We start from the raw sequence: 21629 nt of genomic DNA on the forward strand, positions 1-21629 counted from the left end.
GTTCGGGTGCCGCGGCCACCGGTGCGGGCGCCGGCACCGGTGCGGGCGCATCTAAGTCAGCGTCCAGCATCGGGAGCGGCAGGTCGAACGGCAGATCGTCGTCATTGTCCGCAGTAACCGCGCCACCGATCCGCTCTATGCGCAATTCGCACTCGCCCATGAATTCGAAGATCGCCCGGATGTCGTCCTCGGCGACCGCCGCCGGCACGATCGCGGTCCAGCCGAGATAACAGCGCTCGGGGTGCAATTGGGTGAGCGGCGGCAGCGCCGACAGGTCGGCGGCGAGCACCTTGCCGTCCAGCATCGTCAATTCGCGCAGCAGCAACAGCGGATCGCCGCCATTCTCCAGCGCATCGGCACCGGGGACGAAAGTCACCTGCCAGTCACCCGCCGCACCGGCCGGCGCGGGCGCCTCGCACAGCGCGAACAGATCGTCGAAATCGTCGCCGGCGAACGCCACCGGCGCGAAGCCCGTCTCGTCGGCGACCTCCTCGGCAGCGGCCGGTGCCGCCGGGGCGGCGGCCGCAGGCGCGGCGTCCGGCGAGGCGGCGGCGACCAGCCGCGCGAGCATCGCGCCGTCGGCGGGCGGTTCGCCGCCGTCGCGCGCCGCGGTGACGTGGTCGCTCAGCATGTCGAACGCACCGACGATCGTGCCGAGCAGGTCGGAGGTCAGCGTCAGCGTGCCGTTGCGCACCAGGTCGAGCAGCGTTTCATATTCGTGCGCATAGGCCTGCAACCGCTCGTGACCGAAGGCGCCGGCGCCGCCCTTGATCGAATGGACCGCGCGGAAGATCGTGTTGATCGTCTCGGGATCGTAATCGCCCTGGCGGACGCTGCCGAAGCTCGCCTCCATCGTGGCGAGGCCTTCGTCGCATTCCTGAAAGAAGATCTGCTGGATCTCGTCGAGGTTCATCATCAATCCTTTCAGGCGGCCAGATCGCGATCGTCGTCGCCCGGCAGGCCGAGCGCCGCGTCGAGCCCGGCGAGCGCGATCATCCGCGCCAGCGCCTCGCTGGGCTGGTCGAGCCGGAAGTCCACGTCCTGTTCCGCCGCGGTGGCGCGGGCGCTGGCGAGCACCTGAAGGCAGGCGAGGCCCGCGCGCGTCACCTCGCTGCCGTCGAGACGGACCGGCTCACCGCGGTCGATGCGGTCGAGCAGCGCGATGCGCAGCGGGCCGGCCGCCGACGTATCGAGCGTCTCGGGAAGCAGGGAAGTGGCGGACGAGGACATGCGGGTTCGACTTTCGATACGTTCGAAACGGGTTAGAATTCGGACCAGTCGTCACCGGCGACCGCGACGGCGGTCCCCCGGCGCGACTGGCCGGCGAGGCGACGGCCTTCGTCGGCGGCGCGGCGCTGCAGACGGTGGACGCGATTGTCGGTCGGCACGGCCTTCAGCGCCGGCTGGGCCGGGCGCCCGGTGCGGAACCGCACCATCTGCGCGACCAGTTCACTGGCGTCGGCGGACAGGTTGCGCGCGGCGGCGGTCGCCTGCTCGACCATCGCCGCATTCTGCTGCGTGACGCCGTCCATCTCGCCGACCGCGACGTTGACCTGCTGCAAGGCGGTCGCCTGCTGCTCGGCGGCGGTGGCGATCTGCGCGACCAGCCCGCTGATCTCGCCGAACCGGCCGATCAGCCGCTGCAACGCCTCACCGGTCGCGCTGACCAAGGCGACGCCGGCATCGACCTGCACCGACGAGGCGGTGATCCGCGTCTTGACGTCCTTGGCCGCTTCCGCCGAACGCTGGGCGAGCGCACGCACCTCGGAAGCGACCACCGCGAAGCCGCGACCGGCATCGCCGGCCCGCGCCGCCTCGACCCCGGCGTTGAGCGCGAGCAGGTTGGTCTGGAAGGCGATGCCGTCGATCACCGAGATGATCTCCGAAATCTCGTTGGAGGCGCGTTCGATCCCGCCCATCGCGTCGACCGCACGGGCGACGACCTGGCCCGATTCCTCGGCCTCGCCGCGCGCCGAGCCGACGACGCCATTGGCGCGTTCGGCGCGCGCCGCGGTGTCGCGGACGGTGACGGTGATCTGCTGCATGGCCGCCGCGGTCTGCTCGAGGCTCGCCGCCTGCTGTTCGGTGCGCTGCGACAAATCGTCCGACGCCTGAAGGATGTCGGCGGAGCCGCCATCGATGCTCGCGGCGGCGTGATTGACCGCGGCGACCGCCGCCATCATCGCCTCCATCGCGACGTTGAAGTCGCTGCGCAGCGCCTCGAACTCGGCCGGGAAGTCGCTGGTGATTCGGAAGCTCAGATCGCCCTGCGCCAGATGCCCCAGCCCCTCGGCCAGCGCCCCCGCCATCGCCCGCTGGGCGGCGGCGGTATTGGCTTCCTCCATGTTGCGGCGGAAGATCGCCATCGCCTTGGTCATCCGGCCGACGCAATCCTTGTTCTCGGTATGCTCGATCGGCGCCTGGAGGTCGCCCGCGGCGAGCGCCTCCATGCGCAGCACCGTCTGGACATAGGGCCGGCACATGATGCCGCCGGCGAACAGCGTGGTCATGCACAGCACCACGACGGTCAGCGTGGCGGCGGCGACGTCGATCGCCGGACTGGTGTGGATCATACCGGTCGCCGCGCCCGCCGTGATCCCGACCAGAATGGCGCCGAGCAGCGCCTGTATCCCTGCGAGAACGCGGAACTTGACGCGGATCGGCGCGCGTTTCTCGAACCAGCTCAACATCGGTAACGTCTCCATCGACGACCAGCGGAAACGGTCCGTCCGGTCCATGACGATGGGGGGTGGCAGCATCGACTTAACGCGACGTTGACCACCCATTTTGGGTGTAATCGGCCGATGGCGGCTTCGGCTGCGTGCGACGACGGGTTCGTAGCCGGTAAGGCCGACGGAAGAGCGGCGGCGCGTACGGTCGCGTTGATCGTTACGATGATAGTGCACGCTGCCCCCCTTCCCTTCTATCTTCCTAGAGCGGACCGGCGGTGGCCGGTCGCGATGGCTTAGAATTCCGACCAATCGTCCGTTGCCACCGCAACCGCGGTGCCACCGCCGCCGGTACCGGTGCGGCGCGCCGACCGGGCGATGCGGCGGCCGGCGTCGGCGGCGCGATCCTGCAGCTGATGCACCACCGGCACCGCGCGCAGCACGGGTTCGCCGGCGGTCAGCTTGAAGCGCGCGACCTGACGGGCGAGTTCGTCCGCCTCGGCCGACAGGCTGCGCGCGGCGGCGGTCGCTTCCTCGACCATCGCGGCATTCTGCTGGGTGACGCCGTCCATCTCGCTGACCGCGGTGTTGACCTGCTGCAGACCGGTCGCCTGCTGCTCGGCGGCCGAGGCGATCTGGCCGACCAGCGTGCTGATCTCGCCGATGCGGCCGATGATCCGGTCGAGCGCCTTGCCGGTCTCGCTGACCAGCTCGACGCCGGCGTCGACCTGTTCGGACGAGGCGGTGATGCGCGTCTTGACGTCCTTGGCCGCTTCGGCCGAACGCTGGGCGAGCGCGCGCACTTCGGAGGCGACGACCGCGAAGCCGCGACCCGCGTCACCGGCCCGCGCCGCCTCGACGCCGGCGTTGAGCGCCAGCAGGTTGGTCTGGAAGGCGATGCCGTCGATCACCGAGATGATGTCGGAGATTTCGTTCGAGGCGCGCTCGATCCCGCCCATCGCGTCGACCGCGCGGCGGACGACCTGCCCCGATTGCTCGGCCTCGATGCGCGCTTCCTCGACGACGCTGTTGGCACGCACCGCACCCGCGGCGGTCTGGCGGACGGTCGAGGTGATCTCGTCCATCGCCGCGGCGGTTTCCTCAAGGCTCGCCGCCTGCTGTTCGGTGCGCTGCGACAAATCGTCGGACGCCTGGCGGATGTCGATCGCGCCGTTGTTAATGCCGCTGGTCGCGTCGGTCACGGCGCGCATCGTCTCGGCGACCGCGTCTAGCGCGCGATTATAGTCGACGCGCACCCGCTCGTAATCCGCCGGGAAGCTCTGCTCGATCCGGAAGCTGAGGTCGCTCGCCGCGAGCCGCGTCAGCCCCTCGCCGAGCGTGCCGACGACCTGCTGCTGCGCCGCGGCGGCGGCCTGGACCGTTTCGGCATTCTGTTTGAAGACGCTGACCGCGCGCGACATCCGGCCGATGCAATCGCGATGGTCGGCGAACGGGATCGGCGTCTTGAGGTCACCCGCGGCCAGTTCCTCCATGCGGACGACCGATGCGACATAGGGATCGCTGATTACTTTGCCGCTGACCAGCACGGCGACGACCGTCACCACGAACAGGATGGCGGCGACGACGACGTAGATCATCGCTTCGGCGGGCGTGGCCTCGGCGGCCAGATAGGTCGTCACGACGCCGGTCGCGGCCACGGTACCGTGCAAGGCGAGCAGCACCTTGAACTTGGTACGGATGGGCGCGTGATTGGCGAACCAGGTGAACATCTTCAGGTCCTTCGATGAAGGCGGACGATCCCGCCGATCCCGGCCTCTTCATCGTTTCGAATCAGCCTCTAACGTTCAAATTGGACCGAAAGTCTGAAGACCCCGTTAAATACGGCCATATTGAACCGACCTGTTACAATTATAGAACGGTCTGGAAATCGATCGGCGTACGCTGTGGCCCCGACACTCAATGTCATCGATCCGTCGCGCCATCGTCGCGGCGCTGTCACCGGCGCACGTCACCAGCCGCCTTGCACGCGCGTCAGGCGGCAGGGGATGACGAGATGATCGAACGGACTTGGTGGGTCGGCGTCGCGCCGGTGGCATTGCTGCTCGCGCAGGCCGCGGAAGCGCAGGAGATGCCGCAGGATACCGCCGCCGCGGTGACGCAGAGCGACGATACGCCGACCGGCGGCACCGGCAGCGACATCGTCGTCATGGGCTTTGGCAAGAGCCGGCAGGTGCAGACGGTATCCGCGATTGACATGGAACGGCTGACCCCCGGTACCTCGCCGCTGAAGGCGGTGGCCAAGCTGCCGGGCGTCAATTTCCAGTCGTCCGACGCCTTCGGCGCCTATGAATGGTCGACGCGGATCTCGCTGCGCGGCTTCAACCAGAACCAGCTCGGCTTCACGCTGGACGGCGTGCCGCTCGGCGACATGAGCTACGGCAACGTCAACGGCCTGCACGTCAGCCGCGCGATCATTTCCGAAAATCTGGCGACGACGACGGTGGCGCAGGGCGCCGGCGCGCTCGGCACCGCCTCGACCAGCAATCTCGGCGGCACGCTGCAATTCACCAGCCGCAAGCCTTCGGAAACCGCCGATCTCGTCGCCTTGGGCACCTATGGCAGCGACCAGACCTATCGCGCCTTCGTCCGCGCCGAGAGCGGCGACATGGGGGGCGGGCTCAAGGGCTATCTGAGCTATGGCTTCCTCACCACCGACAAGTGGAAGGGCCAGGGCGTCCAGCGCCAGCATCAGGCCAATGCCAAGCTGGTCAAGGATTTCGGCGAGCGCGGCAGCATCACCGGCTTCGTCGATTTCTCCGACCGGCGCGAGAACGACTATCAGGACCTCAGCCTCGACATCATCCGCCGCCGCGGGCTGAACAACGACAACATCACCGGCAACTATCCGCTCGCGCTGGAGATCGGGCGAGTCTACGCCAATCAGCAAACACGTGCCGGCAGCGCGACGGCTGCTTTACCATATCCTTCGTCGGGTCTGTCGTTTCCGAACGGCATCGCCACCGTGGACGACGTCTATTACGATGCAGGCGGCCTGCGGCGCGACTGGCTTGGTGGCCTGACCTTCGACGCCCGATTGACCAGCGTTCTGTCGATCACGTCGACCATCTATTATCACCATAACAAGGGGCAGGGATCGTGGATCACGCCCTACCTTGCCACGCCGGCAGGCGCGCCCAATTCCGACGGTTCACCGATCACCAACCCGGCGCCGCTCTCGTTTCGCACCACCGAATATGGCATCGACCGGGCCGGCAATCTGACGCGGCTGCTCGTCGAGACGGGAGCAAATCGTTTCGAACTCGGCGGCTGGTATGAAAGCAACACCTTCACGCAGGCGCGTCGCTTCTACGGCATGACTGCCGGCAGCACCCCCAATCGCGAGACGCTGGCCTTCCAGTCCAACCCGTTCGCGACGCAATATAACGGCAAATACGATACGGAGACGCTGCAATATCACGTCGCCGACACGCTCGACCTCGGTCCATTGACCTTGAACGGCGGGTGGAAGGGCATGCGGATACGCAATCGAGCGAACCTGCTCACGGGCGCGCTGGTCGCTGGCAAAATCCAGGCGCGCGATTGGTTCCTGCCGCAGGTCGGCGCCTTGTATCGGCTGGGTGGCGGCGTCGAGGCATTCGCCAGCTACACGGAGAACATGCGTGCCTTCGTTTCCGCTGCGACGGCGGGGCCGTTCGCGACGACGCAGGACGGCTTCGATGCGATCCGCTCGACCTTGAAGCCGGAGACGTCGAAGACCGTCGAGGGCGGCGTCCGCGTGCATAGCGGCGGCTTGCAGCTGTCCGCGGTCGGCTATTACGTCGACTTCGCCAATCGCCTGCTGACCTTTTCCAACGGCGCCGGCATCATCGGCAATCCGCCGACCCTCAACAACGCCGGCAACGTCGAAAGCTATGGCGCCGAGGCGTCGGCAAGCTATCGCATCGTCCGGCCGCTGACGCTGTTCGCCAGCTATTCCTACAACAAGTCGACCTATCAGGACGATGTCCGTGACGCCAAAGGCGTCTTATTGTCGCCGACCAAGGGCAAGACCGTCGTCGATACGCCCGAACATATGGTCAAGGGCGAGATCGTCTATGACGACGGCGGCGTCTTCGCGCGGGCCGGCGGCGATTACATGACGAAGCGCTACTTCACCTATCTCAACGACCAGTCGGTCGGCGCGCGGCTGCTGGTCGATGCCAGCATCGGCTATCGGCTGCGCGGCCTCGGCGGCGTGCTGGAGGGACTGGCGATCGAGGGCAGCGTCACCAACCTCACCGACAAGCGCTATATCGCGACGATCGGCAGCAACGGCTATGTCGCCAGCGGCGACAATCAGACGCTGCTCGCCGGCGCGCCGCGCCAGTGGTTCGTCACGCTACGCCGCGGCTTCTGACCGGCCGGGCGTCAGCGGGTGCCGAGCAGGCGACGATATTCCTGCTCGGCATGCCCGTAGGTGTCGCCAGCAAGCTGCATCAGCTTGCCGCGGTCGCGCACCACGACGCGGCCGCGGAAGGCCCGGATCGCCTGTTCTTCCTCCAGCCGATGCAGCGCATCGGTGACGCTGCTGCGCCGCACGCCCAGCATCAGCCGGAATTCCTCGTGCGTCATGCAGATGTCGTCCTCGCGGACGCGATCGTGATAGAGCAGGATCCAGCGCGCCATGCGCCGCTCGATCGGGTGCGCCAGTGACGAGACGATCGTCCGCCCCATCTGCAACATCAGCGTCTGGACGAAGCGGAGCAGCACGCTGCGCAGCCCGGCGCTCGCGTCCAGCGCGGACAGGAGCGCCGCGGCGGGCAGGCGCAGCGCCTCGCCATGTTCGGCGCGCATCGTCACGTCATAGGGCGAGCGGTCGTCGCCGAGCAGCAGCGGCCAGCCGATGAATCCCTCCGCGCCGACCAGCGCCACCGCATAGCGCCGGTCGCCTTCCAGCGCGTCGAGGATGCCGGCGATGCCGTCGTTGAGGAAACAGACGCTGGCGATCCGCTCGCCGGCGCGGGCGATATCGTCCCACACCGCGAACGACACGCGTTCCAGATGCGGGGCCAGCAGCGCCCAGTCCGCCTCGGCCAGTTGCAGCAGCAGCCGGTTGCTGGTGCCCCGATCCTGCGTGCCGATCACGCTCTTCAACCCCGTCGCCATCCGCCGTTTGCGTCCCCCGCAGCTCCGCCGGTGCCCTTTGGTCCGGTTCCGTACAGCAACATAGATTGATCCGGGTTGTTCCTCGACAGTAACAACAGGAGGAAACATGTCCGTCACCCGCACGTCCGCGCGCACCGCGACCACCGTCGCCGTCGCGCTGCTCGGCTCGACCGCCGTCTGGGCGCAGTCCGCCCCCTCGCCGAGCGCGCCGCCACCGCCCGCACCGCCCGCCACCGCGACCCAGCCGCCCAAGGCGGCGCCCGACATGCAGGCGGTGCTCGACGCGCTCGCCGGGCTCGGCGGCAAGCCGATCGAGACGCTGACCCCGGCCGAAGCGCGCATGCAGCCGTCCGCCGCCGACGGCGCCAAGGCAGTGATGGCCAAGCGCGGCATGCCGACGACGCCCGATGCTTCGGTGACGACGCAGGACAAGCCCTATGGGGGCGATCCCAAGCAGTTCGCGCGCATCTACAAGCCCGCAAACGCGCCCGCGGGCGGTGCGCCGCTGCCGGTGATCGTCTATTATCACGGCGGCGGCTGGGTGATCGCCGATGTCGATACCTATGATGCTGCGCCGCGCGCGATGGCCAAGGCGCTCAATGCGATCGTCGTCTCGGTCGAATATCGCCATGCGCCCGAGTTCCAATTCCCGGCGCAGCATGACGATGCCGCCGCCGCCTATCGCTGGACGCTGCAGAATGCGGCGAGCTGGGGCGGCGATCCCGCCAAAATCGCCCTCGCCGGGGAAAGCGCCGGCGGCAATCTCGCCGTCGCCACCGCGATCTACGCCCGCGACAATCGCCTGACCGCGCCGCTGCACGTCGTCTCGGTCTATCCGATTGCCAACAGCAGCAAGACGCTGCCGTCGCGTCGCGATTCGGCGAATGCCAAGCCGTTGAATGCGGCGATGCTCGACTGGTTCGGCTATTATTACCAGACCCGCGCCGCCGATGCGCAGGATCCGCGGCTCAACCTCGTCGCCGCCGATCTGCGCGGGCTGCCGCCGACGACGATCATCAACGCGCAGATCGATCCGCTGCGCTCGGACGGCGAGACGCTCGCCGCGGCGATGCGCAAGGCGGGTGATAAGGTCGAACAGCGCACCTTCCCCGGCGTCACGCACGAATTCTTCGGCATGGCGAAGGTGGTGCGCGGCGCCCAGGACGCCAACGCCCTCGCGGTCGCGCGGCTGAAGGCGGCGTTCGCCGCACCGGCGCGCACGCGCTGATCCCGACGCGGGGCGGAATCCTCCGCCCCGCGTTCCCTGCCCGAAGAGGAGACCTTCGATGACCGACGCCCCCATCCGCTATCGCCCCGACGTCGAGGACGTGCAGCCCGACGAAGGCGAGACGATCGCCGCGCTCTGCACCACCTTCGACACGATCCTGGAGCGGACCGCCGAGGATTATGGCCACGCCGTCCGCTCGGTCCACGCCAAGGCGCATGCCTTGCTCGACGGCGAGCTGACCGTCGATGCCGGCCTGCCGCCCGAGCTCGCGCAGGGGCTATTCGCCAGCGCCGGTACGCACAAGGTGCTGCTGCGCCTGTCGACCAACGCCGGCGACATCCTGCCCGACGCGATCAGTCTGCCGCGCGGCGTGGCGATGAAGGTGTTCGACGTCGAGGGCACGCGTCTGCCCGGTGCCGAGGGCAATGCGCAGGACTTCGTGATGGTCAACGGCACGGTGTTCCAGGCCAAGACTGCCGACAAGTTTCTCGGCAACCTCAAGCTGCTCGCCAAGACCACCGATCGGCTGGAGGGCACCAAGAAGGTGCTGTCGTCGGTGTTGCAGGGCGTGCGCGCGACGCTGGAGACGGTCGGCGTCGAGAGCGCGGCGCTCAACTCGCTCGGCGGCGCCCCCAATGCCGAACCGCTCGGCGAGACCTATTACAGCGTCACGCCGTTCCGCTACGGTGACTATATCGCCAAGTTCAGCCTGAAGCCGATCGCGCCGGAGATGACCGCGCTGACCGGCAAGACGATCGACGTCGACGGTCGCGAAGACGCGATCCGCGACGAAGTGCGCAGCGAAATGCGCACGATCGACGCCGCATGGGAGTTCCGCGTGCAATTGTGCCGCGACCTTGACCGCCAGCCGATCGAGGATCCGACGGTGGAATGGGACGAGGACGAGGCGCCGTTCCACCGCGTCGGCATCGTCCGCGCCGCCGCGCAGGAAAGCTGGTCCGAGGACAACGTCCGCGCGATCAACGAGGAGAGCCGCTTCAGCATCTGGACTGGGCTCGACGCGCACCGCCCGCTCGGCAACATCAACCGTGCGCGCAACGAACCCTATCGCCACTCCGCCGACTTCCGCGCGCGGGTGAACGGCTGCCCATATCACGAGCCGATGGGGGTTTAAGCGCCCCCAATCGGCTGGTGATAAGGCGTGGGCGATTCCCCGGCGTGACCCGGAGCCATACGTAACGTCTGCTGTGCCCCGGCCTCCGCCGGGGTACAGCCCCGCGGAGTGTCAGCGGCTGACGAACTGCTGCTGCGAAGGCGAATAGCGTGCGCCGTGGATCTCGATCCCGGCCAGCGCTGCGTCGATCCTCGTCAGATCCTCGCCGCTCAGCACGATGTCCGCCGCGCCGAGATTCTCCTCCAGCCGGTGCAGTTTCGTCGTTCCCGGGATCGGCACGATCCACGGCCGCTGCGCCAGCAGCCAGGCGAGCGCGATCTGCGCCGGCGTCACCGCTTTCTCCGCCGCCAGCGTCGCGATGAGATCGACGAGCGTCTGATTGGCCTGCCGCGCCGCCGTGGTGAAGCGGGGCACGTTGCTGCGGAAGTCGTTGGCGTCGAACGTCGTGTTCGCGTCGATCTTACCGGTGAGGAAGCCCCGGCCGAGCGGCGCGAACGGGACGAAGCCGATGCCGAGTTCCTCCAGCAGCGGCAGGATCTCCGCTTCCGGCTCGCGCCACCACAAGGAATATTCGCTCTGCAAGGCGGTGACCGGCTGCACCGCGTGCGCGCGGCGGATCGACTCGACCCCGGCCTCCGACAGGCCGAAGTGGCGCACCTTGCCGGCCTGGATCAGCTCGCGCACGGTGCCCGCGACATCCTCGATCGGCACGTTCGGGTCGACGCGGTGCTGGTAGAGCAGATCGATATGATCGGTGCGCAGCCGGGTCAGCGCCGCGTCGGTGACCGTACGGATATTCTCGGGCCGGCTGTCGAGCCCCTCGGTGGTCACGCCGTTGGTGAAGCCAAACTTGGTCGCGATCACCACCTCGTCGCGCACCGGCGCGAGCGCTTCGCCGAGCAGATCCTCGTTTGCGCCCTGCGCATAGGCCTCGGCGGTGTCGAAGAAGGTCACGCCGCGATCGTGCGCGCCGCGCAGCAGCCGGATCGCCTCGCTTCGCTCGGTGGCGGGTCCATAGGCGTAGCTCAGCCCCATGCAGCCCAGCCCCAGCGCCGACACTTCGAGCCCGCGGCCCAATATACGCGTCTGCATCATTCGTCCTCCGATTGGTTCTTGCGCAAGATAGGCGGTCGCGGAGCGCGCGATTAGACAGGCCGCATCGCTTGAGCCTATGAATGCCGGTCATGAGTTCTGATCTGCGCCGCGAAGATCTCGCCAGCCTGGCGTTGTTCCTGACGGTCGCCGAGGAGCGCAGCTTCACCCGCGCCGCGGTTCGCCTCGGCCTGTCGCAATCGGCGCTGAGCCATGCGATGCGCCGGCTCGAAACGAAGCTGGGGCTACGGCTGCTGACCCGCACCACACGCAGCGTCGCACCGACCGAGGCGGGCGAACGCTTGATCGAGACGCTGCGGCCCGCGCTCGACGCGATCGACGGTCGCATCGCCGCGCTGACCGAGTTGCGCGAGAAGCCGGCGGGCACGGTGCGGATCACCACCCCCGAACAGCCGGCGCGATCCATCCTGTGGCCGGCGCTCGACCGGCTCGCGGCCGCCTATCCCGACGTCTGCGTCGAGCTCGATCTCGACGCGAGCCTGACCGACATCGTCGCCGGACGGTTCGACGCCGGCGTGCGACTCGGCGAGCGGCTGGAACGGGACATGATCGCCGTACCGATCGGCCCGCGTCTGCGGATGGCGACGGTCGCCGCGCCGGACTATCTCGCCCGGCACGGGGCGCCGGCGACGCCGCACGATCTGTCCCGCCACGCCTGCATCAACCGGCGGATGCCCAACGGCAGCCTGTATGTCTGGGAATATGAGAAGGATGGCCGCTTGCTCAACGTCAAGGTCGAGGGCCGGATCGTCGTCAACGACGTCGATCTGATCCTGACCGCGGCACGCGCCGGCCATGGCCTCGCGCACGTCGTCGAGGATCGGGTCCTGACCCCGGTCGCCGACGGGTCACTCGTCCGCCTGCTCGCCGATTGGTGCGCGCCGTTCGACGGCTATCACCTTTACTATCCGTCGCGCCGCCAACCTTCGGCGGCATTTGCGCTGGTGTTGGAAGCATTGCGGTATCGCGATCCGTTCGCATAAGCGAACAGCGAACTGGCCGACGTTGGTAGAAACATGCGCCGAGCCGAGGCCTCTCGCGAATTTTTTCACCCATGCCGCCGGCGCTCTCCCCGGCAGCCATGCTCGCGTAAACCCTTGTGAGGCGGGTCTAATCTGACAAGGGCGGGACGCCACGACCGCCCAGCGCCAGCAAGGAAGTTGTTCAAATTCAGTCACTTAGACGCGAAAACGATCTACGGCGCCATTATGTCCATTTTTAACTCATCTTTACGAAATCGGTCATAGCTGGACGGAACAACGTCAAGTGGAGCCCGCGATGTCCCTCGCCAAGAAAAGCACGATGTCCCTTCCCGGCGAGACCAGCGCTCGAGCCGGCGGCATGAACAGCAGCAGCGTCCGCCTGACCGCAGACGCCGAAAAGCGTCGCGCCAGGACGTTCGCCCGCCAGCAGAAGGGCTCCGAACGACTCGCTTCCGCCACCGCCGAACTGTCCAGCGGCATCGCCGAAGCCTCGTCGGCGTCCGAGGAACTGCGCAAGGCCGCCGAGCAGATCAGCGTCGGCGCCGAACAGGCCTCGGCCGCGGCGCAGCAGACGATGAAGTCGATGACGCTCGCCACCGACCGCCTGCGCGACATGAAGACGCGTGCCGATGGCTCGGCGACGCTGACCCAGGCGCTGGCCGACCTCGTCGCGACGACGAGCAGCGACGTCGCCAATTCGCTGGGCGCGATCGTTCGCGCCTCCGAGCGTCAGGAGGCATCGGTCAAGCTGGTCGAGGAACTCGACCGTCAGGCAAGCGCGATCGGCGAGGTGGTCAAGGCCGTGGCGCGCATCGCGGACCAGACCAACCTGCTCGCACTCAACGCCGCGATCGAGGCGGCGCGCGCCGGCCAGCACGGCAAGGGCTTCGCCGTCGTCGCCGACGAGGTGCGCACCCTCGCCGAGACGAGCGAGAAGTCGGCGCGCGACATTCAGGACCTCATCGTCCAGGTGCAGGACGACGTGCGGCAGGTTGCCGAGGGCATCGAGACATCGGCGACCTCGGCGCGCGAGGAGGCGCAGAAGGGTACGATCGTCACCGCCGGGCTCGACCGCATCCGCGAGGAGATGGCCGACATCCTGAAGGGCTGTACCCTGATCGCCAGCGGCGCCGAGGATGCCGTACAGGCGGCCAATGAAGCGCTGAAGGGCGCCGAGGTGATCGCCGCCGCCGCCGAGGAACAGGCCGCCGCCTGCCAGGAATCGAGCAACACGATCGAACAGCAGACCGGCGCGCTCGAACAGAGCGAACAGGCCGCGCAGGAACTCGGCCAGCTTTCCGAAGAGCTGAAGAACAGCACCAACATCAGCAAGAGCGCCGAGGAAGTCGCGTCGGCGGCCGAGGAACTGTCGAGCGCGGTCGAGGAGATCAACCGCGCATCGGTGCAGGTGTCGACCGCCCTGGAGCAGATCAATCGCGGCTCGCAGCAGTCCGCCGCCGCCACCCAGCAGTCGGCGACCGCGATCGAACAGATCGAACAGAATGCCAAGGCCGCCGCGCAAGCCGCCGCCTCCGGCGCCGAGAAGGGCGAGGAGATCGCCAGATTGCTCGACGAGAACAAGACATTGGTCGGTGCGATGATGCAGGGCGTCGCTGCATCGGTCGCCGCCGGCCGCAACAGCCGCGACCAGATCAGCGCGCTGGAACAGGTCAGCCGCCGTATCGACAAGATCATCGATGCGATCACCACCGTGTCGATCCAGACCAACATGCTCGCGGTCAGCGGCTCGGTCGAGGCGGCGCGGGCGGGCGAATTCGGCAAGGGCTTCGCCGTCGTGTCGACCGACATCCGCAACCTCGCCCGCGACTCGGCGGAGAATGCCGAGCGGATCAAGGATACGGTGAAGAGCATCCAGGACACGATCGGCATCGTCCGCACCGACTTGCAGGACATCGCCGACACCGCCGCCGCCGAGGTCGAGAAGAGCCGGGCGATCTCCACCGGGCTCGAGCGGATCGCCGTCGACGTGAGCGAGGTCGTGCGCGGCAACGGCGAGATCTCCGATGCCGCCGGCGAGGTCGCCCGCGCGCTCGGCGAGACGCAGGTCGCGATCGAGCAGATCGCCACCGCCGCGCAACAGGCGGTGCGCACCTCGAACGAGGCGAGCAACGCCGCCCGCGAACAGGCGCGCGGCGCCGAACAGCTCGCCGCCGCGATCGAAGAGATCGCCTCGCTGGCCGACGAACTGCAGGCCGCCTGATCCCCGACCGCGACGAAAGGACGGGCGCATGACCGAGACGACGACGATCCCGGCGGAGGCCATCGCCTCCGCCGACCCCAATGCCGCAGACCACGAACGCGCTGGCCTCTGCCAGTTCGTGATCTTCCACAGCGCCGGCGAGATGTTCGCCGTGCCGCTGGAACAGGTGAAGGAGATCATCCGCGTGCCCGACGTGGTGCGGATGCCGCTCAGCCCGCCGGCGCTGATGGGGCTCGCCAATCTGCGCGGCACGGTGCTGCCGGTGCTCGACCTGCGCCATCTGTTCGGGCTGCCGCCGGTGCTGAGCGACGACGCCAGCCGCGTCGTCGTGCTCGATCACGGCCACCCGGTCGGCCTGATGGTCGATCGCGTCGCCAACGTCGTCACCGTCGAGCGCGAGCGGCTGGAGCCGGTGACGCAGATCCAGGCGACAATCGACACCGAATTGCTCACCGGCATGATCAAGGAGGAGGACGGCCGCGGCATCGTCATGGTGCTCGACGTGTCCAAGTCGATCGGCCGCACCTTTGCGGCGCAGGACGCGGCGCTGTGCCTCGCCGATGTCGCCGGGCCGACCGCGCTGACGCTGGAGGATGACGCCGCCGACGGTGCCGCCGACGAGGACCAGTTGGTCAGTTTCGAGGTCGACGGCCAGGAATATGCCTTCCCGATCGGCGAGGTGCAGGAGATCGTCCAGCTACCCGCCGCGATCACGCAGGTGCCCGGCACCCGCGGCCACGTGCTGGGCGTGACGACGCTGCGCAACCGGCTGCTGCCGCTGGTGTCGCTGCGCACGATGTTCGGCATGCCGGTGGAGGCGTTCACCGACGCCAACAAGGTCGTCGTCGTCTCGTTGCCCGGCGAGCGCGACGGCGAGGCGCTGTCGGTCGGCGTCGTGATGGACAAGGTGAAGGCGGTGCTGCGCGTCGAGCGCGCGCTGGTCGAGCCGGTGCCCGCCGCGCTCCATTCGCAGGACGGGCACAGCGATATCCGCGCGATCTGCCGCCTCGACGAGGGCCGTCGGCTGGTGTCGGTGCTGTCGGCGGACGCGATGTTCGACGTCGACGAATTGCGCGCGCTGCGCGCCACGCAGGGCGATGCCGGTGCCGCAGCGGACGGCGCCGCCGAAGGAGATGCCACGATGAGCGATGCAACGACCGAAGACGCGCAATATGTGATCTTCCGCCTGATGGGCGAGGAATATGGCGTGCCGGTCGAGGCGGTGCAGGAGATCGTCCGCGTTCCCGACCAGCTCACCCACGTTCCCGGCACCCCCGATTTCGTCGAGGGCGTCATCAACCTGCGCGGCACCGTGCTGCCGGTGATCGACCAGCGCCGCCGCTTCGACCTCGAAGAGGCGGCCCGGTCCGACCGCCAGCGGATCATGGTCTTCACCATCCACGGCCAGCACGTCGGCTTCATCGTCGACAGCGTGTCGGAAGTCGGCCGCATTCCCGAGGCGACGATCTCGGCGGCGCCCGATCTGTCGGGCAGCCGTGCCAAGGTCGTGCGCGGCGTCGCCAATCTCACCGCGCAGAACCGCATGATCCAGCTGCTCGACGTCGATTGCCTGATCGAGCCGGCGGCCGACGCGCTGCTGCCGCCGCACCAGCCGGCGCTCGCCGCCTGAGCCTGCCATGACCCGCGTCCTCGTCGTCGATGATTCCGCGCTGATGCGCCGCCACCTCGCCCAGCTCCTCCAACAGCAACCCGGCTTCGAGGTTCGCACCGCCCGCAACGGCGCCGAGGCGCTGGAACTCGTCGAGGCATTCGATCCTCAGGTCGTCACACTCGACGTCAACATGCCCGAGATGGACGGCATCACCTGTCTGTCGCGGATCATGGTCGGCAGCCCGCGCGCGGTCATCATGGTGTCGTCGATCACCGAGAAAGGGGCGGAAACCACGTTGCAGGCGCTCAGCCTCGGCGCGATCGACTTCGTGCAGAAGCCGGGCGGCACGATCTCGCTGTCGCTCGACGAGATCGCCGCGCAGCTCGTCGCCAAGGTGAGGATGGCGGCCGGCGCGCGGGTGCGCGGGCGCGCCGGCGTGGTCAAGCCGCCGCCCCCCGCCCCCGCGCCGCCGCCCGCACGGATGATGAAGGACGGCACCACCGAGCCGGGCCTCGTCATCCTCGGCGTCTCGACCGGCGGCCCGTCGGTACTGGAGACGATCCTGCCGGCGCTCCCGGCGACGCTGCCGTGGCCGGTGCTGGTCGCGCAGCATATGCCGAGCAGCTTCACCGGCGTCTTCGCGCGCCGGCTCGATGCCTTGTGCGCGATCCACGTGCAGGAGGTGCGCGCGCCGACGCCGCTGCTCGGCGGCAACGTCTATATCGCGCGCGGCGACGCCGACATGATCGTCGCCCGCCGCGGCGGCGTGCTCACCGCAATGTCCGTGCCGGCCAGCGAACAGCATGCCTGGCATCCCAGCGTCACCCGGCTGGTCGAGAGCGCCGCCGAGCACGTACCCGCCGACCGGCTGATCGGCGTCCAGCTCACCGGCATGGGCGACGACGGCGCGGAGGCGATGGCGCGCTGTCACCGCCGCGGCATGCGGACGATCGCACAGGACGCCGACAGCAGCGCGGTGTTCGGCATGCCCCACGAACTCATCCGCCGCGCGGGCGCCAACCTCGTTCTGGCGAGCGACGCCATCGCCGGACAGATCGCCACCTGGCTCGCCTCGAACCGGCGCGCTCACGCGTCATAATCAACAGGATACGCACCGTGCCGCTGGTCAAAGCCCCTATCGATACCCCCGCCGAACCATCGTCCGCGGCGGCCTGTACGCTCGCCGATCTGGTCGATCTGCTCGCCTCGCCGAGCGGGGCGGACCGCCGCGCCGCGGTGCGCGGGCTGGAAGCGCATGCCGACGGCGTCGCCCCGCTCTGCGCCCGCCTCGCCGAGGAGAATGCGCCGAGCGTGCGCGAGGCGATCATGGCGGCGCTGATCCGGCGGCGCTCGCCGGCGGTGGTGACCGCGCTGCTGCCGTTGCTGCGCAGCGAAGGCGCGCCGCAACGCAATGCCGCGCTGGAAGGTCTCGCGGCGATGCCCGACGAGGTCGCGCCGCACGTCGAACAGCTGCTGCGCGATCCCGACGACGACGTGCGCATCTTCACCGCGAACCTGCTCAGCGTGCTCCCGCATCCGCGCGCCGCCGCGTGGCTCGTCGCTGCGCTGGCCGACGCGCACGTCAACGTCTGCGCCGCGGCGATCGACGGGCTGGCGGAGATCGGCGACGAGACCGCCCTGCCCGCGCTGCTCGCTCTGCCCGACCGCTTCCCCGGCGATAGCTTCATCGCCTTCGCGGTGCAGGTCGCCGCGCAGAGGATCAACCGGTGCTGAGCGCCTCCAGATCCGCCGCCGCCGCCGCGCCGCCACCGGGCGCACCGGCCATCACGCCAATGGATTACGCCAAGTTCTGCGAATTCTTCTACCGCAAGACCGGCATGATGTTCAGCGACACCAAGGCCTATTTCGTCGAGCGCCGGCTGCAGGATCGTATCCTGACGACGGGCAAGACGACGTTCCGCGAATATTTCACGCTGGTGCGCTTCGAGACGTCGGGCGTCGAGATGCAGCATCTCGTCAACGCGATGACGGTCAACGAGACCTATTTCTACCGCGAGGACTATCAGTTCGACGCTCTGGTCCAGCACGTCCTGCCCGAGATCGCCAGGAACCGCGCACCGGGCAAGCCGATCCGCATCTGGTCGCTGCCCTGTTCGACCGGCGAGGAACCCTATTCGATCGCGATGCAGATCCTGGAACATTGGCCGCTGGCCGATGCCTATGACATCCAGATCCTCGCCTCCGACATCGACAGCCGCGTCATCGCCGATGCCCGCGCCGGTATCTACAGCGATCGCGCGCTCCATCGCCTCTCGGCGCAGCTCAAGGGCAAGTATTTCACGCCGCACGCCGAGGGCTTCCGCATCTGCGACGCGCTACGCCAGTCGATCGACTTCACCGTCGTCAACGTGTCGGACGCGATGGCGATGCGCCGGTTCCGCGACATCGACATAATCTTCTGCCGCAACATGCTGATCTATTTCGACGACGTGTCGCGGCGCGAGGCGGTCGAGACGCTTTACGACAGCATGCGGCCGGGCGGCGTGATCTGCCTCGGCCATTCGGAGAGCATGAGCCGCATCCAGTCGATGCTCGAACGGATGGGGGTCAATATCCGCGGCGATACGATGCGGACGCAGAACGTCGCCGCCGTCTCGGTGACCGCGACCCTGCCCGCCTTCGCGCGCGCCGGCAGTACGATCGACGTGCAGATCGCCGCGATGGGCGACGCCACCAGTCTACAGGGCGGCCTGCTGCTCGTCACCTCGCTGCGCGGGCTCGACGGGGAGATCTATGCGGTCGCACAGGGGCCGCTGTCGGTGTCGGGCTTCCGCGCGCAGGGCGCCGCCGCCTCGATCAGCCGCGGCGTGACCACCTCGGCGCGCATCGCCGGCGGGGCGATCGTCGAACGCGAAGTACCCTATTCGCTGCGCACCGCGACGACGCTGAAGCTCGCGCTCAAGAACCCCGATTTCACCACCGCCTTTCGCATCGCCGAGGTGATCAACCGCCGCTTCGACCGCGTCGCGCGGGTGCTCGACCCCGGCACGATCGAACTCGCGCCGCCGGCAGGCTCGGTGGATCACGTCATCGATCTGGTCGCGGGGATCGAGGAGCTGCCGGTCGAGGTCGACCTGCCCGCCCGCGTCGTCATCAACGAGGCGTCCGGGACGGTGGTGATGGGCGCCGACGTGCGGATCAGTCCGGTCGCGATCGCACAGGGCGGGCTGACGATCAGCATCGCCGAGACGCCGGTGGCGTCGCAGCCCGGCCCCTTCTCCAACGGCACCACCGAAGTGCTGCCGCGTACCCAGATCGGGGTGAGCGACGGCAACGGCCGCGGGCTCGGCGTCCTGCACAATGCGACGTCGCTGGTGTCGCTGGTCGCCGGATTGAACGCTTTCGGGGTCAGCCCCCGCGATCTGATCACCGTGCTCCAGGCGCTGCGCACCGCCGGCGCGCTCCAGGCGGAAATCGAGGTACAATGATGGACAACAGTCTTTCCGCCACTTTGCCCGCCGCGACGCCGGCGCCGCAACCGATCCGCAGGGCCAACGATCCGGCGGCAACCGCGCAATCGTTCGAGGCGGTGTTCGTCGGCCAGATGGTGCGGATCATGATGGACACCGCGCCATCGGACGGGCCGTTCAGCGGCGGCCATGGCGAGGAGATGTTCCGCGGCGTGCTCGCCGAGAAGATGGGCGATGCGATCGCACGACGCGGCGGCTTCGGCCTCGCCCCGGCGGTGCTCAACCAGATCATCGCCTTGCAGGAGGGCGGCGCATGATCGACCGGCTGACCGATGTGCTCGACTCGTTGCTGATGCTGATGGAGGAGGAGACGCGGCATCTGCAGGAAAGCCCGTTCGGCGCGGCGCTGCCCGAGTTGGCGGCGACCAAGGTGCGGCTGGTCGGCCAGCTCGAACAGATGACCGCTGCTTACGGGCGCAGCACGGTCGACTGGAACCGGTCGCTCGACGAGGCGCAACGCGCGCGGCTCGAGGAGCTGCTCGCGCGGCTGGAGCCGATCTCCGCCGCCAATGCCGCGGCGCTGGAGCGGCAGATCGATCTGTCGGTGGAAATGATCGGCGCGATCACCAGCGAGGCGAAGCGGCTCGCCGGGCGCGCCACCTCGACCTATGGTGCGCAAGGTCATCTGTCGCGCTTCGATCCGACGATGCCGATCGCGATCAATTCGAGCTACTGAGCACTCGCCGATGCTCGCCCGTCCTATCCCGTGCCGGACCGTGGTGGCGTCAGTCGAGCAGCACCGCGACGACGGTACCGACATCGGCGGCGTCGAGCGTGTCGAGCTCGATCTCGCGGTCGGGATTGACGCTGTAGCCGATCATCCGGCCCTGGCGATCGAAAGTGACGACCAGCAGGCGCAGCCCGCCCGCCTCGCGCACGACGGCGAGCCCGCCGGAGGATGGGAAGCGGTCCGGATCGACCACCACGATCGCATGCGCGGGCAGCGCCGGCCCCAACGTCGCCCGGCAGACGCGCAGGCCGTAGCTGTTGGGCTGGGCATGGCGCGGCGCCTCGACGGTGCGGCCGACCGGCACGCGTTCGACCAGCCCGTCGGCGAGCGGCGCGCCGAACACCGGCACCAATCGCACGGTCGCGGTTTCGGACCGTTCGATTGCGGCAAGAACGGCGGCGTCCACCCCGTCCGGCGACGTCGCGGCGGACGCGACGCGCGGCGGTTGCGCGGCCTTGACGCGGATCGCCGCCGGCTGGGCGGGATCGTGCAATTCCTCGCGCAACAGCGCGACGCGGGCGCGCGTCTTCTCGATCCGCGCCGCGCTGCTCGCCGCGGCGGGCAGATAGGCGCGCAGCGTGCCATCGGCATCGGCCCGCGCGACATGCGCGCGCAGGCTCTCCGCATCCGTGACGTCGAGCAACTGGCAGACCGCACGCACGGTCTGCGCGTTCCAGCGCCCGAGCGGCTTGTAGCCGTTCTCCAGCCGCGACAGGATCACCGGCGCGATGCCGAAGCGGCGTTCGACGTTGACGATCGACAGCGACCGGTCGGCATCGCGCCGCGCACGGATCGCCGCGGCGAGCAGCACCGCAAAGCGATCCTCGGCGATCTCCTCGTCGGTCAGGTCCTGCAATTCGGTCGCCCATGCGGCGATGTCGAACGCCGGATCGTCGATATCGAGCAACAGATCCTCGGGCGCGACGCGCATCGCCATCGCGATGCTGCGCAATTCGCTGGCCTTGGCGACGACCTCGCCGCGTTCGATCTTGGAGAGGCGGACATAGGGGATGTCCGGCAATACGGCCGACAATCCAAGCAGCCTGGCGAAGCCCTGTTGCTTGCGTAATTCGCGCACGGCATTGGGGAAGACGATCGAGCGATAGCGGTCGATATCCGGACCGTCAGCGCTAACCCCTTGTGCTGCCCAGGCCTCTTGCTCTCGGACACTGTCTGCGTGGCTCATCGGCGCAGCTTGTGCCCGAATGTGCGCGCGCTGTCGATCACCGCTCACGGCCATTCCGGTGCGATTCCCGTATGATCGGGCACGGCAAACCGCGGCGCCCGATCATCAACCCGCGGTTCAGCCTGCCACGCCTA

General features: G+C 68.4%; 18 protein-coding genes and 1 pseudogene. 12 read left to right on the plus strand and 7 right to left on the minus strand.

What is annotated here, in order from left to right:
• From FFS23_RS13140 to FFS23_RS13155, 4 genes are all read right to left on the minus strand, one after another.
• On the minus strand, positions 1-913 hold a 913-nt coding region (locus FFS23_RS13140), incomplete at its 3' end, for an Hpt domain-containing protein (RefSeq protein WP_249340675.1).
• A gap of 11 nt (positions 914-924) precedes the next feature.
• A complete protein-coding gene (locus tag FFS23_RS13145; RefSeq protein ID WP_137898956.1) occupies positions 925-1230 on the minus strand; it encodes an STAS domain-containing protein in 306 nt (101 codons plus the stop codon).
• A 32-nt stretch (positions 1231-1262) separates the two neighbouring features.
• Positions 1263-2690, minus strand: coding sequence for a methyl-accepting chemotaxis protein (locus tag FFS23_RS13150; protein WP_249340676.1), 1428 nt, complete (start codon positions 2688-2690; stop codon positions 1263-1265).
• Between the two features lie 275 nt (positions 2691-2965).
• The gene (locus FFS23_RS13155) at positions 2966-4399 is read right to left on the minus strand and encodes a methyl-accepting chemotaxis protein (RefSeq protein WP_137898957.1); all 1434 of its coding nucleotides are present in this window, start codon (positions 4397-4399) and stop codon (positions 2966-2968) included.
• A gap of 284 nt (positions 4400-4683) precedes the next feature.
• Here FFS23_RS13155 and FFS23_RS13160 point away from each other — a divergent pair, with 284 nt between their 5' ends.
• On the plus strand, positions 4684-7047 hold the full coding sequence (locus FFS23_RS13160) for a TonB-dependent receptor (RefSeq protein WP_137898958.1): 2364 nt from the start codon (positions 4684-4686) through the stop codon (positions 7045-7047).
• A gap of 11 nt (positions 7048-7058) precedes the next feature.
• Here FFS23_RS13160 and FFS23_RS13165 read toward each other — a convergent pair whose 3' ends face one another.
• Positions 7059-7796: a Crp/Fnr family transcriptional regulator gene (locus tag FFS23_RS13165; RefSeq protein ID WP_137898959.1), complete on the minus strand. Its 738-nt coding sequence runs from the start codon at positions 7794-7796 to the stop codon at positions 7059-7061.
• A 106-nt stretch (positions 7797-7902) separates the two neighbouring features.
• Here FFS23_RS13165 and FFS23_RS13170 point away from each other — a divergent pair, with 106 nt between their 5' ends.
• Both FFS23_RS13170 and FFS23_RS13175 read left to right on the plus strand, forming a co-directional pair.
• Complete coding sequence (locus tag FFS23_RS13170) at positions 7903-9024, plus strand: alpha/beta hydrolase (protein ID WP_137898960.1); 1122 nt, start codon at positions 7903-7905, stop codon at positions 9022-9024.
• A gap of 58 nt (positions 9025-9082) precedes the next feature.
• Positions 9083-10159, plus strand: coding sequence for a catalase family protein (locus FFS23_RS13175; RefSeq protein ID WP_137898961.1), 1077 nt, complete (start codon positions 9083-9085; stop codon positions 10157-10159).
• A gap of 111 nt (positions 10160-10270) precedes the next feature.
• Here the strand turns inward: FFS23_RS13175 and FFS23_RS13180 are convergent, their stop codons facing one another.
• Positions 10271-11251: an aldo/keto reductase gene (locus FFS23_RS13180; RefSeq protein ID WP_137898983.1), complete on the minus strand. Its 981-nt coding sequence runs from the start codon at positions 11249-11251 to the stop codon at positions 10271-10273.
• 104 nt (positions 11252-11355) lie between these two features.
• Here FFS23_RS13180 and FFS23_RS13185 point away from each other — a divergent pair, with 104 nt between their 5' ends.
• The 9 genes and pseudogenes from FFS23_RS13185 (at position 11356) to FFS23_RS13220 (ending at position 20255) form a co-directional block, all read left to right on the plus strand.
• A complete protein-coding gene (locus tag FFS23_RS13185; protein WP_137898984.1) occupies positions 11356-12255 on the plus strand; it encodes a LysR family transcriptional regulator in 900 nt (299 codons plus the stop codon).
• Positions 12256-12550: 295 nt separating this feature from the next.
• The gene (locus FFS23_RS13190) at positions 12551-14476 is read left to right on the plus strand and encodes a methyl-accepting chemotaxis protein (RefSeq protein ID WP_137898962.1); all 1926 of its coding nucleotides are present in this window, start codon (positions 12551-12553) and stop codon (positions 14474-14476) included.
• Positions 14477-14504: 28 nt separating this feature from the next.
• Positions 14505-16106 (plus strand): chemotaxis protein CheW, encoded by a 1602-nt coding sequence (locus tag FFS23_RS13195; RefSeq protein WP_137898963.1) that lies wholly within the window; start codon positions 14505-14507, stop codon positions 16104-16106.
• A 7-nt stretch (positions 16107-16113) separates the two neighbouring features.
• Complete coding sequence (cheB, locus tag FFS23_RS13200; protein ID WP_137898964.1) at positions 16114-17187, plus strand: chemotaxis-specific protein-glutamate methyltransferase CheB; 1074 nt, start codon at positions 16114-16116, stop codon at positions 17185-17187.
• A 17-nt stretch (positions 17188-17204) separates the two neighbouring features.
• Complete coding sequence (locus FFS23_RS13205) at positions 17205-17822, plus strand: HEAT repeat domain-containing protein (protein WP_137898965.1); 618 nt, start codon at positions 17205-17207, stop codon at positions 17820-17822.
• Positions 17823-17881: 59 nt separating this feature from the next.
• Positions 17882-18067, plus strand: a pseudogene (locus FFS23_RS20625) (hypothetical protein); the annotation flags it as partial.
• A 6-nt stretch (positions 18068-18073) separates the two neighbouring features.
• Positions 18074-19537 carry a flagellar basal body P-ring protein FlgI gene (gene flgI / locus FFS23_RS20630; RefSeq protein WP_283214458.1) on the plus strand — a complete coding sequence of 488 codons (1464 nt, stop codon included), beginning with the start codon at positions 18074-18076 and terminating at the stop codon, positions 19535-19537.
• Complete coding sequence (locus FFS23_RS13215; RefSeq protein WP_137898986.1) at positions 19537-19836, plus strand: rod-binding protein; 300 nt, start codon at positions 19537-19539, stop codon at positions 19834-19836. Before flgI ends, FFS23_RS13215 begins: the two co-directional genes overlap by 1 nt.
• Positions 19833-20255 (plus strand): flagellar export chaperone FlgN, encoded by a 423-nt coding sequence (locus tag FFS23_RS13220; protein WP_038661700.1) that lies wholly within the window; start codon positions 19833-19835, stop codon positions 20253-20255. Before FFS23_RS13215 ends, FFS23_RS13220 begins: the two co-directional genes overlap by 4 nt.
• A 49-nt stretch (positions 20256-20304) precedes the next feature.
• On the opposite strand, the gene FFS23_RS13225 is transcribed toward FFS23_RS13220, so the two are convergent.
• Entirely contained in the window at positions 20305-21387 is a 1083-nt protein-coding gene (locus FFS23_RS13225; RefSeq protein ID WP_137898966.1) for an XRE family transcriptional regulator, read from the minus strand.
• Between the last annotated feature and the right edge of the window lie 242 nt (positions 21388-21629).

Source organism: Sphingomonas sp. 2SG, from assembly GCF_005503285.1.
GTDB classification, from domain to species: Bacteria; Pseudomonadota; Alphaproteobacteria; order Sphingomonadales; family Sphingomonadaceae; genus Sphingomonas; species Sphingomonas taxi.

Bases quoted from the DNA above. Each gene is read 5' to 3' on its own strand.
- FFS23_RS13190 (WP_137898962.1), top strand. From the start codon at position 12,551: ATGTCCCTCGCCAAGAAAAGCACGATGTCCCTTCCCGGCGAGACCAGC.
- FFS23_RS13170 (WP_137898960.1), top strand. From the start codon at position 7,903: ATGTCCGTCACCCGCACGTCCGCGCGCACCGCGACCACCGTCGCCGTC.
- FFS23_RS13195 (WP_137898963.1), top strand. From the start codon at position 14,505: ATGACCGAGACGACGACGATCCCGGCGGAGGCCATCGCCTCCGCCGAC.
- FFS23_RS13165 (WP_137898959.1), bottom strand. From the start codon at position 7,796: ATGGCGACGGGGTTGAAGAGCGTGATCGGCACGCAGGATCGGGGCACC.
- FFS23_RS13150 (WP_249340676.1), bottom strand. From the start codon at position 2,690: ATGTTGAGCTGGTTCGAGAAACGCGCGCCGATCCGCGTCAAGTTCCGC.
- FFS23_RS13220 (WP_038661700.1), top strand. From the start codon at position 19,833: ATGATCGACCGGCTGACCGATGTGCTCGACTCGTTGCTGATGCTGATG.
- FFS23_RS13155 (WP_137898957.1), bottom strand. From the start codon at position 4,399: ATGTTCACCTGGTTCGCCAATCACGCGCCCATCCGTACCAAGTTCAAG.
- FFS23_RS13180 (WP_137898983.1), bottom strand. From the start codon at position 11,251: ATGCAGACGCGTATATTGGGCCGCGGGCTCGAAGTGTCGGCGCTGGGG.
- flgI (WP_283214458.1), top strand. From the start codon at position 18,074: ATGACGGTCAACGAGACCTATTTCTACCGCGAGGACTATCAGTTCGAC.
- cheB (WP_137898964.1), top strand. From the start codon at position 16,114: ATGACCCGCGTCCTCGTCGTCGATGATTCCGCGCTGATGCGCCGCCAC.
- FFS23_RS13160 (WP_137898958.1), top strand. From the start codon at position 4,684: ATGATCGAACGGACTTGGTGGGTCGGCGTCGCGCCGGTGGCATTGCTG.
- FFS23_RS13175 (WP_137898961.1), top strand. From the start codon at position 9,083: ATGACCGACGCCCCCATCCGCTATCGCCCCGACGTCGAGGACGTGCAG.
- FFS23_RS13145 (WP_137898956.1), bottom strand. From the start codon at position 1,230: ATGTCCTCGTCCGCCACTTCCCTGCTTCCCGAGACGCTCGATACGTCG.
- FFS23_RS13215 (WP_137898986.1), top strand. From the start codon at position 19,537: ATGGACAACAGTCTTTCCGCCACTTTGCCCGCCGCGACGCCGGCGCCG.